Origin of the sequence: Virgibacillus sp. 6R, from assembly GCF_001895305.1 — a bacterium.
GTDB lineage: Bacteria > Bacillota > Bacilli > Bacillales > Amphibacillaceae > Virgibacillus > Virgibacillus pantothenticus.
The window spans coordinates 3,745,191-3,764,620 of record NZ_CP017762.1 but is presented as its reverse complement, the minus strand read 5'-3'; the positions used below and the strand labels follow the sequence as shown (position 1 = coordinate 3,764,620).

The following is a 19,430-nucleotide window of genomic DNA, read 5'->3' as shown; positions in this document are numbered from 1 at the left end:
CTTTTCTCTTTTTATTACAATTTCTTTACAAAGCGATATATCAGTTGGATAACTGTGTTAACAGGATTATAGGCATAAAAATAAAGCGCAATATATCTTTAACATATATTGCGCTTTTAACAAATTTCAGAAACATCTTATTTAACCAATATATTAATTCTAAACGGTGTTATTTATTTAAATAATCTGTAATAGCGCCCAATGAAGAACAAGACACATTATGTGCGTATTTACCTAATACCCCTTTTTTGTACAATGGTGGTGCCGTCCACTGCTTCTTTCTCTCCGTTATTTCTTGATCTGATACTGCAAAGGAAATTTCCTTTTTGTTAGAATCAATTGTCACCATATCTCCCTCTTGTAAGAAAGCAATTGGTCCTCCATCCTGTGCTTCAGGTGCAATATGACCAACGACCAATCCATGGGTTCCGCCAGAGAATCTACCATCTGTTAATAGAGCAACCTTTTCTCCTAATCCCTTTCCTACTAAAATAGCAGAAATAGACAGCATTTCTGGCATCCCCGGTCCACCCTTTGGTCCAACATAACGGATTACAAGTACATCGCCTTCGTTTATTTTATTATTCATTACCGCTTCCGTTGCTTCTTTTTCGGTATTAAAAACCCGTGCAGGTCCCACATGGCGACTTACCTTCACACCAGACACTTTTGCAACCGCACCGCTTGGAGCAAGGTTTCCTTTTAACACAATAAGTGGACCATCTTTACGTTTTGGAGTTTCAAACGGCATAATAATTTCTTGCCCCTCTTGTAATGAAGGTGCTTCCTGCATATTTTCCGCAACGGTTTTGCCCGTTACTGTTAAACAATCTCCATGCAAATAGCCATGTTCATAAAGCAGTTTCATTACAGCTTGTACACCGCCAACACGATGTAAATCTTGCATCACATACTTGCCACTTGGCTTTAAATCTGCCAAATGTGGCGTTTTAGCTTGAATACGGTTGAAGTCCTCAATGGTTAAATCAACTTCTACAGCATGAGCAATAGCTAGTAAATGCAAAATCGCATTTGTTGACCCACCTAATGCCATTACAACAGTAATCGCATTTTCAAACGCTTCTTTAGTCATAATATCTTTCGGATAAATTCCTTTTTCTAGTAAACGGTAAACTGCTTTTCCAGCTTTAACACAATCTTTGGATTTTTCTGGTGATTCTGCAGGGTTGGAAGAACTTCCTGGCAAACTCATACCGATGGCCTCTATAGCGGAAGCCATTGTATTTGCTGTATACATCCCGCCACATGAACCTGCTCCAGGACAAGCACTACACTCTATTTGACGTAACTCTTCATCGTTAATCGCACCATTATTATGCTTACCAACCCCTTCAAAAACCGAAACTAAATCAATGTCTTTACCATTTAGGGAACCTGGCGCAATTGTTCCGCCATATACAAAAACGGCAGGTACTTGGGCATTAGCAATCGCAATCATACAGCCAGGGATATTTTTATCACAACCGCCAATAGCTACTAAACCATCGAGGTTTTCCGCACCTACAACTGTTTCAATGGAATCACCAATCAAATCTCTACTCGGCAAAGAATAACGCATTCCTTGTGTTCCCATCGAGATGCCATCAGAAACAGTGATCGTATTAAAAATTAATGGAACTCCTCCCGCTTCTCGAGCCCCTTCTTTTGCCTGGCGAGCCAAATCATCGATATGTATATTACATGGGGTTACTTCACTCCATGTGCTGGCGACCCCTATCATCGGCTTCTTAAAATCATCATCTGACACACCGACAGCTCGCAGCATCGCCCGATTCGGCGCTCGCATGACACCATCACTAAATACATGACTTTTAATTCGCAAATCTTTATCCAATAAAACCCCACCTTTCTTTCGGATTATTATATGCCTAATTATCAAATACTTCAATGTATTTTTTTAATTATGTAAAGAAAAAGAGGATTTTCTCTTGGTCATCTGTTGATTTTCAGCATCGCCTCTGTACAGGTGTGTACTGAAGTACCACAGTTTTCTCGTCCTACTTTAAAAATTAAATTGTGCAATCAGAATGAAGTTTTTACCAGTAGAGGATATTATTTTGTAAGCAGAAAACAGCTCAATTGGGTATGAGGATGCTCGAAATGGTGGGCGCTTTACTCGAATCCGGTTGGCTAGTGCTCGAAAATGAGCCAACATGCGCGAATCCATTTTTGTTAATGCTAGAAAAGTATCGTGGACGATGGAAGAAGCGACTGGAACATAACTAAAACAGCTGATTAAAAAACGAACAATAAAGTGAACCTTCATTCCGTTATCCTACTGAATGTTAGTACCGTAATGGTATGACCTAAAGGCTCTAAATAAATCGGGCTTTTTGGTGCTGTCATCTCCCTCTTAGACTTTCTTGCAATACGAATTTTCAACTTTTAAAGTGAGAGTCTTACAGCAACTTATATGCGAGGTAAATGGATTATTCGGCTTTTGCTATTTAGTCTTTGCTTATGTCCCAGCCTTGTATATTAAGTACATGAGGTTCGCTATCTCTTGAGCTTTTTTGTATAGTAATTTATACTGAAAGCAACACTGTGGATTTGTAACCCAGCCTTGTAGAAAGTAATTATCCTCAGTCAAAACTATCAGGATTTGTGCCGCTTCGATCATTTTTATTTAAACTATTAATTTCTTTCATTTCTTCTTCCGTTAGTGAAAAATCAAATATAGCAGCATTTTCTTTAATTCTACTAGGTTTGGTAGATTTCGGAATCGTGATAACCTCGTTTTGAATATTCCAGCGCAAAATAATTTGCGCAGCTGTTTTTCTATATTTTTTGCCTAAACTTATCAAAAATGGATCATCCATTAATTGACCTCGCTTCAAAGGCGACCATGCTTCTAACTGAATTCCATGTTGTTTGCAAAACGCATGCAATGTCTCTTGCGTTAAATGTGGATGATATTCTACCTGATTAATCGCAGGAACAATCTCACTATTAGCCATTAGATTTCCTAGATGGTGTTGATGGAAATTACTAACACCGATTGCGCGTACTTTTCCGCTATCATAAAGTTCTTCCATTGCCTTCCACGTGTCTACGTACATCCCTTTCACTGGCCAGTGGATTAAATATAAATCGATATAATCTAATCCAAGCTTTTGCAAACTACATTCAAATGCTTTTTTTGTTGCCTCATATCCTTGTTGATCATTCCATACCTTTGTCGTAATAAACCATTCTTCACGAGGAAGATTCGCTTCCTTGAGAGCTTCTCCAACCCCTATTTCATTATCATAAAAAGAGGCTGTATCAATTAAACGGTAACCATTTTCCAATGCTGCGTGGACTGCTGTTTTAACTGTTCTTCCATCCTTCACTTTATACACACCTAGTCCAAATCCCGGCATTTTCACTCCATTATTTAACACAACTGTATCTTGTAAATGCGTAATCATTTCTCATACCTCCACTTCGACTACTTCTATTATTAGCATAAAGTGCAACTTCCATCAATGAAGGGATTCTCAATAACAAACCGGTCCTTAGCACTATTTAGCTGACTTGATTTCTCTCCTTAGCAAGAAAAGCCAAGTCTGACTATCAATTTCAAGTAGACAAAATAGTATTGTTCCCTTCTAAAGCCTATTATTACTTCGTTTGATACTATTTTTCATATAAAAGGTGTTGTTGCATAATCAACAGGGTATAGACAAAAATACGAAAGGGAGTGATACCATTTTGCTACCAGAAATTCAACAATCAAACATAACCATTCTTGCTATTTCTTTAATCCTCATTTTTAGTATTATAGCTGTAAAATTCTCTACTAAAGTGAACTCCCCTTCACTCGTCTTTTTTATTGCTATTGGTATGGTTTTAGGCAGTGATACTATTCATTTATTTCAATTTAGTGACCCTGCAGCAGCTCAGCTAATTGGGATGCTAGCTCTCGTTATTATTTTATTCGATGGTGGGATCAAGACCAACTGGCAATCTATCCGCCCCTATGCCTTCCCAGCGTTGTCACTTGCTACGGTAGGTGTTTTATTGACAAGCTTTATTATCGGTGTTACAGCTAAACTACTATTTTCTTTTAGCTGGCCAGAAGCATTTTTATTAGGCGCCTTAGTTGGCTCAACAGATGCCGCTGCCGTTTTCGCTATGCTTAAAGGGAAAAATATGTCTGATAATATTACTTATACGTTGGAGGGAGAGTCTGGAGCAAATGACCCGATGGCCGTTTTTCTAACAACCTCTCTGATCGCAATGATAACGAACGAAAGTCCTTCTGGCTTAACCTTTCTCGGTCAATTTGCTTGGCAAATGGGCGGGGCGGTTATACTTGGTTTTATTATTGGTAAATTAGGGAGCAAAGGACTGCATCGTATGTCGTTATCTTCGAGTGGTTTATATCCTCTATTGGCACTTTCTTTTGCACTGTTTGCTTACAGTTTTGGTTCTTTACTTCAGACAAGTGGCTTACTAACAGTATATATTGCAGCTATTGTTATTGGTAATCATCCTTTACATCAACGGCATACCATTCTCCGTTTTAACGAAGGAATAAGTTGGATAGCACAGATCGGGATGTTTGTGCTTTTAGGGATGTTTGTTATTCCATCTGACTTGTTTTCCATTTCGATTATTATTAAGGGCTTACTGCTTTCTTTTACATTGATGCTCGTTGCTCGCCCAATTGCGACCTACATCGCTTTAATAGGTGCAGCTTTTAATTGGAAAGAAAAATGCTTTTTATCATGGGCGGGCCTGCGAGGCGCTGTTCCCATTGTACTTGCGTTGTTTCCAATGCTTGCTCAATTAGAGCATAGCCAGCTTTATTTCAATATCATATTCTTTATCGTGTTAACATCAAGTGTCATACAAGGAACTTCTTTACCTTGGCTTGGTAAAAAACTTGGTTTAGCAAGGCCAGCAGGTACAAATCCACTACACATTGTAGATCTTTTATCTATAGGAAAAAAAGAGCTAGAGGTAGTAGAATATCAAATCGGAAAATCCAATCAGATAAAAGGAAAAACAATTGCTGATATTGACTTTCCGCCTAAAGCCAATATCATTTTAATTGTGCGCGAAGGACAAGCTCTCTCCCCGACAGCAAAAATGAAACTGCAGAAAAAAGACATCATCTACATTTTAATTCCTTATAAAGATATCTCCAAAATAGATGCGCTTCTGCGTGATGAGAGGGAGTAGCTTCACAAGAAGCAAAAACCAAAAATATACAACTTAGGTAAAAACTATCTTTAGTCAAGTTCTAGTGTTTGTGTGAACTTTAAAACAACAAGTCATGAATGCAAGAGCCTACTTAGGCTTAAACGTGGCAGGCTAAAATATCAATTAAGAATGTCGTTCACTATGCACTGTTTCTATATGAATAGATTCCGATTTTGTGTGATTATGTAAATCACAATAATACACGATTGTTTTCAGCTTTTGAGATATGTCACAAGTTCGCGTATGCCTCATAAAATTCTTCCAATACGTAAACTCATGGCTTCCCGTATGTATCATATTTACATCTGTACTGACTTTCTCCCATTTATGCAGAGTAGCTGCATGGGAACTACTTGTTTTTTCCAACCACTCAACCGCTAGAGTGCATAAAAAAATTGCGCAACAAACTTGCAAAAATCTCCTGTACACTATATAAATCACCAACTTATATTTAGGTTTTTTATATTTTGATACAGACGATTAAGATTTATACACGCTCCTTTTAGCCAGTGTTCTTTCTACTTCTATATGAAAAGGTGAATAATGTATAAAAACTTCATTCAGTAGGATTTTTCATCTCCTACTGAATGTTAGTACTGCAAGGATAGCTTACATTCAATATACATTGTATGTTTTACGTATGCGACACAATGAATTCTGCATCTCCAATTAATCGATACGTACTTATACTGTGTGGAAGAATAAAATTATCTCCTTTTTTCAAAGCATAAGTTTTCTCATCTATTTCAATTTCTGCTGTTCCTGAAATGATACTGCATTGCAGAAAATCAACATCTAATTGCTGCGTCACTTCTCCATTTATTTTCCAATGATATACAGTAAAATATTTTTCTTGAACAAGACGCTTCATTTGTAAATTTTCTTTTTGCGTTTGTTTCTGATCAATAACCGGAGTTTGATGTGGAATATTGGTAACCTGCTTTGCCTTATCTAAGTGTAATTCCCTTGTATTTCCATTGTTATCCACACGTTCATAATCATACACTCTATAGGTAATATCCGAGCTTTGCTGCGTTTCCAGTAAAACAATTCCCTTACCTATTGCGTGAATGGTGCCACTAGGTACGTAAACAAAGTCACCTGCTGTCACAGGTATCCGCCGTAACAGTTGGTCCCACTTACCCTCATCCATCATTTTTGTTAATTCTTCTTTTGTTTTTGCATGATGTCCTAAAATCAGTTCTGCTTCCGGCTCTGCTTGTAAAACGTACCAGCATTCTGTTTTCCCATAGGGTTGTTTTTCTACTTCTCTTGCATATGTATCATCTGGATGTACCTGCACAGACAGATTATCATTTGCATCTAATATTTTCACCAACAGCGGATACGCTTCATTATTATTAGAATCTTTGTTAAAAAGTTCACGATGATTGTTCCAAGCATCTGCTAATGTCTGACCAGACAGAGGTCCGTTCACAATTTCACTTGGTCCATTCGGATGAGCAGAAATTACCCACGCTTCCCCTGTTTGGTTAGATGGGATATCATACTGAAACAGAGGCTTTAATTTGTCTCCTCCCCATATTCGTTCTTGAAATACAGGTTTTAAAAAGATCGGCTCTTGATACACATTTCATTCCTCCAATTGTATAGACATAGTTGAAATGCGGTCCAAAACTTCAAACGATGCAGCTACGTTTTTTCGACAATTAAATCGCCCAGCTAGTACACAACCCACTTAAGCGGTTTTACTTCGCATTGGCTATGCCCGCTTCATGTAGAAACTATTTACCCCTAAGATAATTCGACAGTTTGAACCGCCTTTATTATACCAGAGAAAGGGATGGAACTAAAATCTCTTTCTCTTTCACGTTAAGCTTTTCAGATTCTACTAGGAAGAAATGGTTAGCAACCCGTATTTTTTTATTTATTAGTCATTTATAAACATGCATAATCAGTGAAATAGACACTGACCGCAAAAATTTATGTGCTTATTGAATTTCCGCTAATAAATGATACGCTTCTTCTTTTGTTGTTACATTTAGTAACTTCTGTCTGTAATTGTCATCCATTAATTTACGCGATAGCATTTGTAAAATTTTCAGATGATCGTCACCCGCTTTTTCTTTTGGAACAGCTAACATAAATATTAATTTAGCCGGAGTACCGTCTAAGCTCTCCCAATCAACGCCAGAACGTTGAATTCCAAAGGCAACAGCTGGTTTTCGGACTGCTTCTGATTTACCATGCGGAACAGCAATATTCATACCCATCCCCGTTGTACCTTCATTCTCGCGGGCGATGACAGCTTGCTTATACGCTTTCGCATCACTTAATATTCCAGATTGCTTCATGCTGGCTATGAGTTCATCCATTACTTCTTCTTTTGTCGAACCTTTAAGATCTGCATGAATTAAATCATTTGTTACAATATCCGTTAGCTTTGTAATTTCAGTTGATTTAGCTTGATCCTCTTCTGTTCTTTCTTGTTGATTTGTACCACCTTTTGCTTCACTTTCTCCGATAACATCTTTTTTAAGGAAATTAACTAACAATGCAGTAACAACCGTACCGATGATAGCAGCAACAAAAAACATGAGTACATTGTCGACAGCTCCTAAAACGGCAACAATAGGTCCACCATGAGCTACTCGATCGCCGACATTTCCCATCATAGCTATCACTGAACCTGTCATGGAGCCAACCATAATACTTGGAATAACCCGTAGTGGATCTTGAGCAGCAAACGGAATCGCTCCTTCGGTAATTCCAAATAAGCCCATTGTAAAACTTGCCTTCCCAGCTTGTTGTTGCGCTGCTTGGTATTTACGCTTATTGATAAATGTTGCCAGTCCCATACCTAATGGTGGTATACAAATTGCTACAGCAATTGGACCCATAATTTCATAGTTTCCTTCTGCGATCATAGCAGAGCCGAATAAAAATGCAACTTTATTAAAAGGTCCACCCATATCAATTGAAATCATAGCTCCAAGAATCAAAGCGAGCAATATGGAACTTGCTCCCTGCATTCCTTCCAACCAAACAGTTAACGATTCAAACACTTGAGCTACTGGTGCACCAACAACATATACAAATAGTAAGCCGACTGTTAAGGTTGCCAAAATTGGAATAAAAATTATTGGCATTACCGGTTGCATAGACTGAGGAACTTTAATTTTTTTAATAGCTAATGTAATATATCCTGCAAGAAAGCCTGCAATGATCCCGCCAATAAAGCCAGCACCAGCTTCACTTCCATAGAAACTACCATTTGCAGCTATAAAGCCACCAATAATTCCTGGCGCTAAACCTGGACGATCCGCAATACTAACCGCAATGAAACCAGCCAATATAGGAACCATAAAGCTAAAAGAAGCTGCTCCAATTTCTTCAACCTTTTTCCAGAATGAATCTTCAGGAATAACGATTCCCCCTGGCGTTTGTTCACCACCTAAGGTTAGTGCAAGTGCTATTAACAATCCACCGACTACAATAAATGGAATCATATAAGAAACCCCACTCATTAAATGGCGGTATATTGGATTTTCTTTTTTCTGCTTTTTCACGTCTTCTACTGACATTAAATCAGCTTGATATACAGGGACGTCTTCTGTAACAAATCGCTGGATTAATTCTTCCGGTCTTTTTATCCCATCCTGCACCCCTGTAGCAATTAATCGCTTTCCAATAAAGCGTTCCTTTGTTACTTCTTTATCACTTGCAATAATCACTCCATCTGCTTCTTCAATATCCTTATCCGTTAATGCATTTTCTACACCAATGGACCCTTGTGTTTCAACTTTGATTTCAACACCTAGTTTTCCCCCCGCTTTTTGCAAATTCTCAGCTGCCATATACGTATGAGCAATGCCTACTGGACAGGCTGTAACAGCAATTATTTTCATAAACATGCCCTCCTACTCATCTATTTATAAATTAATAATGCTTATAAGTGTAGTATATAGCACGTCTAGCAAATATATATTCTCTATTATTTCCGGAACTAGGGAAGTTTTGTTTTTATATTTTCGTTGCAGTTCATTCCTTTTATTTATTACACTATAGCCATGTGGTAACAATGTGTATACATTACAATTGTTTTTCAGTCAAAATTCGGATAAATTCCTGCTTGTCATTAGCACTTAATAAAGCATTCAATGTTATTGGATCTTTGGAAAGGGCGGACAATTTATGAATAATTGCTTTAATTGGATTCGCTTTTTCGTTTGCTAAAGCTAACATAAAAACAATGGATACTTTTTCTTTTCCCCATTCCAACGGTTCGTTTAAAACAGCAATCGCAATGGTAGATGTAAGAACAAGTGTAGGGTCACCATGTGGAATAGCTATTCCTCCTCCAATTGCTGTAGCCGATTTCCTCTCTCGTAAAAGTGCTTGATGAACATAGGACTGCTCTACCTTTTCCCGTTTAAATAATGCATTACCAAGCGTTTCTACTACTTGAAAACGATGCTGTGGATGGATATTAATAAATAGAAGATTCTCGTCAATAAACTCATATATTACATGAGGAGCAGCGGATAAAACAGAAGCTTCTACCGTTTTTTTCTTGAGAAATTTTTGCAGTTTTTCTTTATCGGTTGCTTCTAGCAGCGGGGATATAATAACGGTAGGAACACTTATTTGTTCCAAGGGCGTCGTCGATATAATTAAATTCACTTGCTTTTGCTTGATAACATTTTGAACATCAGCTTTACCAATAGCTCCTACAACTTCCAATTCCTGATACTGTTTTTCTACTTTCGCTTGAAGTAACCTGGACATACCTATTCCCATATCACAAACAATTAATACTCTCGGGATTACGTGTTTTTGTGCGTCTATTCTTTCTATGGAAGCCTGAAAATGAAGGACAATATAAGCAGCCTCTTCTTCAGGTATATCATATTGAATTTCCTCCTTTACCTTCTCCATCGCAAGTGTCACCATGCTAAACATATACGGATACATCTTTTTAATATCCTGTAACAAGGGATTTGTAATAGGCAAGCCGTATATGAAACGATTGATGACAGCCTCTAAATGAATCTCAAGCCCATTCATTAATTGTTCATCTTCAGAAAAAGATACACGTGTTAAGTGATGCATCGTTTCAATAATGATGGATGAAATTTGTTTCGTTGTTTCTTCTTTGGATGGCGTTTGCGCTGAATACTTCTTACTACCACGTAAATGCCACGTTAAATAAGTGATCTCATCGTTTGCAAAGGAAATTCCGAACTTTTCTTGCAATTGCTTTACACACCAAACAGCTGCTTGATATTCTTTCGTCTTCATAATGGACTGATTTTTCTCCTCAATACGTATAGGACACTTATGCTTCGTTCTTTGTACAATAATAAGGATATGAACAACTAAATTTTCTATTGCATTACTTGTAATTGGAATCTCCCAAAGGTCTAGCATTCTATCCAATGTTTGCCTCACTGTAGCAATTTCAAACGGAGCGAATATATGTGATAAAAATGTCGTTGGCTGATTTGTCACATCTTCTATATGCGCCAAAGCGATGCGCTTATTTAGTTCCTCTCCCTTTAAATAGTGCCCTAGCTTTTGCCTCGACTCTATTACTAGTCCAAAACTATCGAACCATTGTTGGATCGATTCGATATCATTTTTTATAACAGTATGATTGACATAATGCTCATTGCTTAGCTGTTGTAAAGTAACTGGTCTTTCATCAGTGAGTAACCGATAAGCTATTTCCATAACCCGTTCATGCTCTGATTTTCCTTTATGAAAAAGTGCATGGAATAAATTTGTTTGATCGGTTTTTTCTATTTCTAAATATACACCTGTTCCCGGCTTTCGAATTAAATTAGCAGATGCATAATCATGAAGATATGCATCAATAATTTGTAAATCATTACGGACAGTTTTCTCTGAATATTGGAGTTGGTTAGCGAGATCTTTAATTAATAATGCACGTTTGTCATTAGATAATAAGATCACTAACAACTTTCTTTGTCTGCTATTCATTGTTACACCCACTTGTATCGTCATTTAACTAGTCTGTTTAGAGTACGGGTTTAAAAAGACACATTTAGAAATAAAGGATAAAAAAAGTCGTAGACTGAGGTACTCATACAGCTTTTTTTACCCTTCTCTACCTACTACCGTACCATATCCGTAACAGTAATGTCTTTTGCGACCACCATATTGAATGGTAAGAGTCCATACCTTATTTTCCGAACAAAGGCGCAAGCGCCCGTTTAGCAACGTAGCGAATGGAACGAATCAACTAAAGATAAAGGAATCACGGTGAGGTAACGAACCGATGATGACTTATCGTAGGGCGATTTCGTGAAGTCGCCTAGTTGCTGGGCGCTGAAGCCGGACGTGGCTATTCAGTTATTCCCTTATCCCAAAGCAACAAATTTTATACTTTCTTATCTTATTAGAAAAACTTGGCTTGTCGCCAAGTCTTATGGCGGAAGCCTTTGTTTTTCTTATACTATAAACCAAAAAATCTTATACTCCCTTTCCTATAGTGGAACAAAGGCGGCAAGCGCCCGTTTAGCAACGTAGCGAATGGAACGAATCAACTAAAGATAAAGGAATCACGGTGAGGTAACGAACCGATGATGACTTATCGTAGGGCGATTTCGTGAAGTCGCATCGTTGCTGGGCGCTGAAGCCGGACGTGGCTATTCGGTTATTTCGTTATCCTCAAGCACCTCATTTTATACTTCTTATCTTTAGTTTAGTTTATGAAAGGGATAACTACACAGAGACTTTTTCCGTCTTGAGACGGAAACCGTTACTTTTCGATAGAAAACAAACTATTAAGATGCAAATGTTTTCTTTCTTCTTTATGAAGGAATATACTAGAATAAAGTGAAATTTCATTCAGCAGGAGTTTTCCTTTATCACATACGAATGTCTTTGTACCATAAGGGTATCAAAAGCTCTTGAACGAATTGGACATTCAGGTGCTGTGATCTCTCGCTTTGACTTTGTTTATACTCTTGAAGTAATACAGCATCTTACATGCGGGATAAATTTAATTTTAATCTTATAGAGAAAGGAGTTTCCATTTTGGCAAACAAAATTATTGTTAAAAACCCAGCTACTGGGGAAGTTCTTGAAGAAGTAAAAGCTTGGTCTGAGGAGGAGGTTAAGGAGGCTCTTTATCGAGGGTACGCTTTTTTTCCGACTTGGGCAAAAACAAACGCACACAAACGGTCGGAGTTACTGCAAAATTGGGCGTTACAAATTAGGGAAAAGAAAGATGAACTTGCTAAACTTATGACCAAAGAAAATGGAAAACCATTAAGAGAGTCTTATGGAGAAGTGGAATATGCAGCAAGCTATATTGATTGGTACGCGGAAGAGGCTAAACGAATCTATGGTAGGACGATTCCAGCAAATACAGAATCAAAACGAATCCTCATTCGTAAACAACCAGTTGGTTTAGTTGCTGCGATTACTCCTTGGAATTTTCCTGCAGCAATGATGACAAGAAAGGCTGCACCTGCGCTTGCAGCGGGATGTACTTTTATTGTCAAACCTGCTTCAGAAACCCCACTTACTGGCATTCGCATTATTGAATTAGCACATGAAGCAGGTATACCACAAGACGCTATTCAATATGTAGTCGGTTCCGGGAAACAAATTGGAGATGTATTCACAGAAAGCGAATATGTACGAAAAATCACCTTTACGGGATCTACTGCTGTTGGAAAAAATTTAATTAAAGGCAGCGCGGCTACAGTTAAACATGTGACTATGGAACTTGGAGGGCATGCTCCTTTAATTGTCGCTAAAGATGCGGATATTGAATTCGCAGCAAAACAAACCGTTGCTTCGAAATTCCGTAATGCTGGACAAACTTGCGTATGTGCCAATCGAATTATTGTTCACAAAGATATTGCTGAGCAATTTTCTGAAGCATTTGTAAAGCATGCAAAGCAATTAGCAGTAGGAAATGGTTTGGAAGAAAATACCGATATCGGTCCAATTATTAATGAGCAAGGCTACGATAAGATTATCGAACAGATTAACGATGCAAAGCAAAAAGGTGCCGAAGTATTATTAGGTGATACATTTGAAGCAAATCGTGAAAAAGGCTATTATTTTGTACACCCTACGATACTGAGCCATGTAACGGAAGATATGACGATTATGCACGAGGAAACGTTTGGACCAGTAGCTCCGATAACGACATTTACAGAACTTGAAGAAGCTGTTACCATCGCGAACAACACGCCATTTGGTCTTGCAGCATACTTTTTCACAAACGATTATCGGACTGGCGTTTATTTGTATGAGCAATTAGATTATGGAATTGTCGGTTGGAATGACGGAGGACCTTCCGCAGCTCATGCCCCATTTGGCGGGATGAAAGAGAGTGGACTCGGTCGTGAAGGTGGTCTTGAAGGCATTGAACCGTATTTAGAAACAAAATACGTATCGATTGGTAATCTAGATTAAACGTTTTTACCGTCAAGCATCTCTGTACCGTAAAAGTGATAATCAAGGGAAACTTCCTATTACTGGAATTTCCCTTGCTCAAGCATATATTTGGTTATTTCTTTTTCACTACTACAGTTCCCCCATGAAAACTAATAAATGACCGGCTGAAAATAGGCTTCATTTTCAATAAACATGTCCTGAAGCAGTGCATGTGCTGTTTCAGCTGATGGGACAAATGGATGAAGTGCCATGGCTTGGATTGCTACGCCAATATTTCTTGAGGTACCGGCTTCCACTGTTAATGATTCATAAGCTTTTATATATTGCAATAGCCCACGTATATGAGGTAAAACCTCGCTTATTTGTACGGGTGTAATCCTATGTCTTTCCACTACACTATTGACTTGAATACAGACATTATCAGGTAAACCCTCTACTGCTCCATTATTTCTAATATTGACCGCTAGTACTTGTTTCAAATCATAGTGGATCGTTTTCATAACTTGGATAACCGCTTCCGAACACCCAGCGCCTCGCCGTTTTTCTATTCCCTTTGGCAATTCAATCGTTTTTGCATGTTTATATATAGAAAATAATTGCTTTTCTTCTTCCTGTTCAAAATCAGAAGGAAGGGCTCCCTGTTTGTATGCTTCTAATTGTTGTTCTAAAATCTGGTCAGCTTGATAATAGTATGGCTGGTATTCCCCTCCTATTGCACCAAATGTTTGTAAAAAATATGGATCCATAGAAATATCCTTTTGATTACGCATATGCAATTTTTTATAAAGCATTGCATCTGTTAGCTTCGCTTTTCCCTGGACGTATAATTCCGTAACCCATAGCAATTGACTTGTCCCTATTAGCTGCATACTAATATCTTTTTTCGCTACCCCATATGTTTTGGAAAAACGGTTACGAAAAACAGTAGGTCCCTCATTTATACCGACTACTTTAACATTGGTATAATTATCAATCGCCTCCGTTACAATACTACAAGGATTCGTCAAATTAATTAACCAAGCGTCAGGCGCAAGTTCTTCAATGTCTTCACAAATATCAAGTAGGATTGGAATGGTTCGCAGAGCTTTCATAAAACCAACTGGACCTGAAGTTTCTTCAGCTATCATACCATGCTTTAAACATAATGCTTCATCCACGCGCCGCATCTTTAATCCGCCAACTCGGATTTGTGTAATAATATAATTAGCATCCTTAATCGCTTCTCGCCTGTCGAGCGTTTCAATAATTTCTATATCACAATCTGCCTGTTCAGCCATACGCTTTGCAAATGAAGCCGTAACCGATAGACGTTCTCTCCCTGCTAAAATATCTACAAGATAAATTTTTTTGACAGGTAACGCTTCATGTTGTTGAATAAATTCGTTAATCAATTGCGGTGTATACGATGATCCTCCTCCAATAATCGCTACTTTCAAGTTGTTCATGGATCCTGCCCCCTTTATCTTAAGCATTTATATAGTGTATGAAGGGAAACGGAGATTTAGTAGTTCCCTTTGTTTTCTGATCGTTAAATAAAACGTTAAAAGGCAGGAGTACTCGGTATTTTGTTTAAAAACAAATATGCCACAGTTTTACAAAACTTGCACTAGAACACATACGCTAACATCAACACACTACTGGACAAAGAACAAAGGCGCAAGCGCCCGTTAAGCAACGTAGCGAATGGAACGAATCAACTGAGATAAAGGAATCGCGGTGAGGTAACGAACCGATGATGACTTATCGTAGGGCGATTTCGTGAAGTCGCCTAGTTGCTGGGCGCTGAAGCCGGACGTGGCTATTCAGTTATTCCCTTATCCCAAAGCAACAAATTTTATACTTTCCTATCTTTGAACAAAGGCTCGGGGCGCCCGTTTAGCAACGTAGCGAATGGAACGAATCAACTAAAGATAAAGGAATCATGCCACTAAAAACAGGGGTATGCCGACGCCTGAGCGGCAAGCCCGTTTTTAGTCGGCCTTCCTCTTTGCGACGAACCGATGATGCCTTATCGTAGGGCGCATTTCTAAAGTCGCATCGTTGCTGGACGATGGAACGGGACGTGGCTATTCTGTTATTTGGCTATCTATAAGCACATCATTTTATACTTTTGTATGAAAAAATAACTCTATTTAACTTATCTAACTCATTTATTTTAAACAGTATTTTAAGAATCTAAACATTATAAAGCAAAAGTTTTCATCATAGATGGTGGCTCGCGCTCTAGGCGAGCCATGGTGGTTTCTTATCTTATGAAAAAACCAATTAGGGTTTGCTACCCTAATTGGCTTTTGAATTACAATTTAATAATATCGGCCTCTTTCGCTTCTACTTTACCACTTTTTTCAAGCGTTACTTGTTGGCCTTCTTTTAAGTTAGTAAATACAATTGGTGTAATTGTCGGCATTCCTTTACTTTGGATAAACGACAAATCAGCTTTTAGCAGAGGTTGTCCTGCTTCTACTCTTTCTCCTTCTTCTATAAGAGTTTCGAAGCCTTCTCCTTTTAAGTTTACCGTATCAATACCTACATGGATAAGAATATCCTTTCCTCTATCCGATTGCATACCAATAGCGTGCTTCGTTGGGAATACATTAACTACTTTACCATTTACAGGTGCAACGACGAGCCCGTCTTCTGGAGCAATTGCAAAGCCATCCCCCATCAATTTATCTGAGAATACCTGGTCAGGAACCTCCGTAATTGGAAGTAATTCCCCTTTCATCGGGGAGACAATTGTCTCTCTTTCCTCTTCATTTTGCAATGCTTCCGGATTCACTTCTTCAATCTGCTGTTGAACTTCAGCTTCCTGATCTGTTTCAACTGGGCGCGGTGTTTTTCCAGACATAATATCTTGCATTTGACCTTTAATCGTTTCTGAACGTGGTCCAAAGATAGCTTGAATATTATCTCCAACTTCTAAAACCCCTGAAGCGCCTAATTTCTTCAATCTTTCTTTGTCAACCTTCTTTATCGAATTAACAGAAACACGTAAACGAGTAATACATGCGTCCAGATGAGCAATATTTTCTTGCCCGCCCATCGCTTCTAGTACATCAAAGGCAAGCTCGCCAGTTTGACCAACGTTGCTTGTTTCTTCGTCCTTTACTTCTTCTCGACCTGGCGTCATCAAATTAAATTTCTGAATAAAGAAGCGAAAAACCACGTAGTAGATGACAGCAAACGCTAACCCAAGCAGAATCGTGATCCACCACGGCTCTTTATTTGGTAAAATGCCAAATAAAGCAAAGTCAATCGCACCTCCGGAGAATGTATAACCTACATTCACACTAAACAGTGTCATTAATACGAATGAAAGACCATCCAATAATGCGTGTAAAAAGAATAAAATAGGTGAAACAAACATAAATGAAAATTCAAGCGGCTCTGTAATACCTGTCAAAAATGAGGTTAATGCCGCAGAACCTAACAAACCAGCTACTAGCTTTTTCTTTTCAGGTCGAGCAGTGTGATACATCGCTAATGCTGCAGCTGGTAATCCAAACATCATAATAGGAAATTCACCAGCCATGAAATTACCTGCTGTTATTTCCACACCGTCTTTCAACTGGGCGAAAAAGATAGTCATATCACCGCGAACCAAATTACCTGCTTCGGTAGTATAGGAACCGAACTCATACCAAAATGGTGCATGGAAAATGTGGTGTAGCCCAAATGGAATGAGTAATCTTTTTATAAAACCAAAGAAAAATACAGCTAGATACGTTCCTTCTTCAATTAACCAGTAAGAAGCGCTGTTCATCGCATCTTGTACAGGTGGCCAAATAAATAATAGTGCAATACCTGCAATAAATGAGAAGGCTGCTGTTACAATCGGTACAAATCTTTTTCCAGCAAAGAATCCAAGAAAAGATGGCATCTCAATATCGTGATAACGATTATAACAAAATGCAGCGATTAAACCGACAATAATCCCGCCAAACACTCCTGTTTGTAAGGTAGGTATACCTAAAACCGAGGCAAATCCTGGATCAGACTCAATCATTTCCGGTGTTACATTTATCCACGATCCCATAACCTGGTTTAATACTAAGTAACCAACTAATGCAGCTAATCCGGCAGCTCCATCACTAGCTAATCCAATTGCCACACCAATAGCGAAAATCAGTGCTAAATTATCAAAAATAATACCTCCAGCATCCTCCATGACAGTCGCAACGAGCTGAATCCAATCCGCTTCTAAAAACGGTAAATATTGCAACATGGTTTCTTGTTGTGCAGCATTACCAAAACCTAATAGCAAACCCGCTGCTGGCAACAAGGCCACTGGAAGCATCAGTGCTTTACCGACTTTTTGTAAAACACCAAAAGCCTTTTTAAACATGCTAGTTCCTCCTTTTATATCAACAAACATTAAAAATAGTTTAAGAAAACAACACTGCATCTATTCACATAGGACATTTTTTCATCAAAACTATACGAAAACAAAAAAGGCATGAGTAGAGATCAGAAATAAGCAGTAGGATTTTTAGTATATCCTACTGTCCTAGTTCATAATCTTTCCACTCATGCCTGATCGAATCAGTAACACGGAAAATTAAATTATGATTCATATTTTTGATATAGTCGCTGTAAGTGCATTGTTAAATACACGGCTTCAGCCTCATAAACAGGTTGTTTCAACGTTTGTTGCATCATTTTAATCAATTTCCAAGCTAGATTATAACACGTAGGGTATTCCTTTTTCAAGAGAGAAGCAATTTTTGCTGGCTCTTCCACCGTTTCTCCCTTTAACACTCGTTCTATGGTATAGCGAATATGGCGAACAAGTCGGGTATACTCAATTCCTGTTCTATCTACTTTTATTTTTAATTGTTTTTCAATAATGTCCACAAATTGGGTGACGAGTTGCGAATACTTATTAATTTCCGAGAGGTTTTTATTGGTAATAGCACTATGGACATGTAATGCAATAAAACCGATTTCACCATCTGGTAATTGCACCTCTAAATGCTGATTCAAATAGTCAACGATTTCTGAAGCAATCTCATATTCAAATGGATACAATACCTTTGTTTCCGATAGAAAGGGGTTTTTAATTTCCAAGCCTTTGAGCATGCGATTGTACGCAAATACAATATGATCCGTTAAAGCAACATGAACCGATTCATTCAGCATAACATCTGATCTTTTCCGTATCATATCAATAACAGCTATAATAGAATGCAGCAATGTTTCATCCACTCTAGGAAGTAATTGCTTGTATTGTTCCTGTTCCTGCTCATCACGTAACACAAACAGCTTTTCTATTTCTGATTTATGGATGATATCTTTTTTCTTATAATGAAAGCCAATTCCACTTCCGATCAAGACAACTTCTTTTTCTTGATCGTCTAAAGCAATCAGTACGTTATTATTTAAAGTTTTCTTAACCGTAAACGTGTTCAAGATGTTTATCTCCTTAAAGCAATATTAACAATACATATGATAATAACAAGTTTTCGCTACAGGGAACATTATGCATATGCGCGAGAAATATTGCAAGCAGTTACCTCTATTTGAGTCTATCACGTATTTATGTACTGGAGCTCCGCTTACCATGTGATTTTATTTGATTCAAGTTAATTTAAGAAAGGTTTTCAGAATGATCACTTCTGAATACCACAGTGGATATACACTTGTCTTTCCGCAGCGGGCGCCAAAAAGGGATCTCCGGTTGTCCGTTTTCCCACAGGACGCAGTAGTGGATTGTCCACTTATCCTCCTAAGGTTTAACTTTGTAGAAAGAAGGGCACGTCTTACTGCCAGTAAAATAAGAGGCAAAATAGCACTAAAAGCCCAAATAATCATATCCATTT

General features: G+C 38.1%; 10 protein-coding genes. 2 read left to right on the top strand and 8 right to left on the bottom strand.

The features are described 5' to 3' along the window. Nucleotides 1-169: 169 nt before the first annotated feature. Both ilvD and BKP57_RS17025 read right to left on the bottom strand, forming a co-directional pair. Entirely contained in the window at nucleotides 170-1,855 is a 1,686-nt protein-coding gene (gene ilvD, locus BKP57_RS17035) for a dihydroxy-acid dehydratase (protein WP_050352125.1), read from the bottom strand. A 748-nt stretch (nucleotides 1,856-2,603) separates the two neighbouring features. Next, nucleotides 2,604-3,431: an aldo/keto reductase gene (locus BKP57_RS17025; protein WP_050352123.1), complete on the bottom strand. Its 828-nt coding sequence runs from the start codon at nucleotides 3,429-3,431 to the stop codon at nucleotides 2,604-2,606. 232 nt (nucleotides 3,432-3,663) lie between these two features. Between BKP57_RS17025 and BKP57_RS17020 the strand changes: the two genes are divergently transcribed. Next, nucleotides 3,664-5,190, top strand: a complete 1,527-nt coding sequence (locus BKP57_RS17020; RefSeq protein ID WP_232231209.1) for a potassium/proton antiporter — start codon at nucleotides 3,664-3,666, stop codon at nucleotides 5,188-5,190. Between the two features lie 655 nt (nucleotides 5,191-5,845). On the opposite strand, the gene manA is transcribed toward BKP57_RS17020, so the two are convergent. From manA to BKP57_RS17000, 3 genes are all read right to left on the bottom strand, one after another. Further along, nucleotides 5,846-6,802 carry a mannose-6-phosphate isomerase, class I gene (manA, locus tag BKP57_RS17010; RefSeq protein WP_050352122.1) on the bottom strand — a complete coding sequence of 319 codons (957 nt, stop codon included), beginning with the start codon at nucleotides 6,800-6,802 and terminating at the stop codon, nucleotides 5,846-5,848. Between the two features lie 361 nt (nucleotides 6,803-7,163). After that, entirely contained in the window at nucleotides 7,164-9,080 is a 1,917-nt protein-coding gene (locus BKP57_RS17005; RefSeq protein WP_072742049.1) for a PTS fructose transporter subunit IIABC, read from the bottom strand. 184 nt (nucleotides 9,081-9,264) lie between these two features. Beyond that, a complete protein-coding gene (locus BKP57_RS17000) occupies nucleotides 9,265-11,175 on the bottom strand; it encodes a BglG family transcription antiterminator (RefSeq protein WP_072742048.1) in 1,911 nt (636 codons plus the stop codon). Between the two features lie 1,059 nt (nucleotides 11,176-12,234). On the opposite strand from BKP57_RS17000, the gene BKP57_RS16995 reads away from it, so the two are divergent. Beyond that, a complete protein-coding gene (locus BKP57_RS16995) occupies nucleotides 12,235-13,629 on the top strand; it encodes an NAD-dependent succinate-semialdehyde dehydrogenase (RefSeq protein WP_072742047.1) in 1,395 nt (464 codons plus the stop codon). A 131-nt stretch (nucleotides 13,630-13,760) separates the two neighbouring features. Here the strand turns inward: BKP57_RS16995 and BKP57_RS16990 are convergent, their stop codons facing one another. The 3 genes from BKP57_RS16990 to glcT form a co-directional block, all read right to left on the bottom strand. After that, nucleotides 13,761-15,056 carry a family 4 glycosyl hydrolase gene (locus BKP57_RS16990; protein WP_050352118.1) on the bottom strand — a complete coding sequence of 432 codons (1,296 nt, stop codon included), beginning with the start codon at nucleotides 15,054-15,056 and terminating at the stop codon, nucleotides 13,761-13,763. Nucleotides 15,057-15,907: 851 nt separating this feature from the next. Further along, nucleotides 15,908-17,956 carry a glucose-specific PTS transporter subunit IIBC gene (gene ptsG / locus BKP57_RS16985; RefSeq protein WP_072742046.1) on the bottom strand — a complete coding sequence of 683 codons (2,049 nt, stop codon included), beginning with the start codon at nucleotides 17,954-17,956 and terminating at the stop codon, nucleotides 15,908-15,910. A gap of 218 nt (nucleotides 17,957-18,174) precedes the next feature. Then, nucleotides 18,175-19,020, bottom strand: a complete 846-nt coding sequence (glcT, locus tag BKP57_RS16980; protein WP_050352116.1) for a glucose PTS transporter transcription antiterminator GlcT — start codon at nucleotides 19,018-19,020, stop codon at nucleotides 18,175-18,177. Nucleotides 19,021-19,430: the final 410 nt, after the last annotated feature.